The sequence below is a fragment of the Curtobacterium sp. B8 genome (assembly GCF_000333315.1).
Lineage (GTDB): Bacteria > Actinomycetota > Actinomycetes > Actinomycetales > Microbacteriaceae > Curtobacterium > Curtobacterium luteum.
On record NZ_BACW01000690.1, the window covers coordinates 1 to 1,599 of the forward strand.

Annotated in this window: 2 protein-coding genes and 1 pseudogene; all 3 read left to right on the top strand. The window is 69.9% G+C overall.

Going from position 1 to position 1,599, the window contains the following annotated elements:
- Positions 1 to 656: pseudogene (locus tag I59_RS18520) on the top strand (F0F1 ATP synthase subunit beta); the annotation flags it as partial.
- 1 nt (position 657) lies between these two features.
- Complete coding sequence (locus I59_RS18525; protein WP_022905158.1) at positions 658 to 921, top strand: F0F1 ATP synthase subunit epsilon; 264 nt, start codon at positions 658 to 660, stop codon at positions 919 to 921.
- Between the two features lie 5 nt (positions 922 to 926).
- The coding region (locus I59_RS18530) for a YaaA family protein (RefSeq protein WP_031274626.1) at positions 927 to 1,599 on the top strand (673 nt) is incomplete at its 3' end.

Sequence of the window (1,599 nt, forward strand, 5' to 3'; positions counted from 1 at the left end):
TCACGCAGGCCGGTTCCGAGGTCTCCACGCTGCTCGGCCGCATGCCGTCCGCGGTGGGTTACCAGCCGAACCTCGCCGACGAGATGGGTGTGCTCCAGGAGCGCATCACCTCGACGCGTGGTCACTCGATCACCTCGCTGCAGGCGATCTACGTGCCGGCCGACGACTACACCGACCCGGCGCCGGCGACCACGTTCGCGCACCTCGACGCCACGACCGAGCTCTCCCGTGAGATCGCGTCGCAGGGTCTGTACCCGGCCATCGACCCGCTGACCTCCACGTCGCGGATCATGGACCCCCGGTACCTGGGCGCCGACCACTACGAGACCGCGACGCGTGTCAAGCAGATCCTCCAGAAGAACAAGGAACTCCAGGAGATCATCGCGATCCTCGGTGTGGACGAGCTCTCCGAAGAGGACAAGATCACCGTCGAGCGCGCTCGTCGTATCCAGCAGTTCCTCTCGCAGAACACGTACATGGCGAAGAAGTTCACGGGCGTCGAGGGTTCGACCGTCCCGCTGAAGGACACCATCGAGTCGTTCCGCGCGATCGCCGACGGCGAGTTCGACCACGTTGCGACGCAGGCGTTCTTCAACGTCGGTGGCATCAACGACGTCGAAGAGAAGTGGGCGCAGATCCAGAAGGAGAACCGCTGACATGGCGGCACTCACCGTGAGCGTCGTCTCGGCCGACCGCGAGGTCTGGTCGGGCGACGCCACCATGGTCGTGGCACGCACGACGGAGGGCCAGATCGGTGTCCTCGCGGGGCACGAGCCGCTGCTCGCCACCCTCGCCGAGGGTCAGGTCCGCATCACCCGGGCCGACGGCTCGACGGTGACGGCGGACGCAGCCGACGGCTTCCTGTCGGTCGAGCACGACACGGTCACGATCGTGGCGCGGCAGGCCGCGCTGGCGTCCTGACCGGACTGACCGTCCTCCTCCCGCCTTCGGAGACGAAGCGGGAGGGCGGGGACACCGACCGCACGCTCGACCTGCGTGCGCTGTCGTTCCCGGAACTGTCCGACGAGCGGGCCGCGGTGATCACCGCGGCCCGCTCCGTCAGTTCCGAGGAGTCCTCTGCGCGGACGGCGCTGAAGCTCGGTCCGAAGTCGATCGCCGAGCGCTTCCGGAACCTCGAGCTCGAGACCTCGCCGACGATGCCGGCGATCGACCGCTACACGGGCGTGCTCTACGATCCGCTCGGTGCGCCGAGCGCCGACGACGCCACCCGACGGTGGTGGTTCGACCACGTCGTGGTGCAGTCCGCGATGTTCGGGCCGATCGGTGCCGGGGACGCGATCCCGGCGTACCGGCTCTCGCACGACTCCCGCCTCGGGACCCTCCGGCTGGCCGCGCACTGGCCGGCCGTCTCGACGCCGGTGCTGGCCGCGCGCTCCGACGGAGTGGTGCTGGACCTCCGGTCGGAGGGCTACCGGCAGCTCGGTCCGGTGCCGGGTGCGCTCGCGCCCCGGGTGGTGAGCGTCGACGGCTCCGGCCGCCGCAAGGCGCTCAACCACTGGAACAAGACCGCGAAGGGGCGCCTGGTCGCGTTGCTCGGCCGGACAGGCGCGGCGGTCGCCTCCGCCGAGGGGCTGCTCT

Coding starts and splice junctions, on each gene's coding strand:
- I59_RS18525 (WP_022905158.1), top strand. CDS start 658: ATGGCGGCACTCACCGTGAGCGTCGTCTCGGCCGACCGCGAGGTCTGG.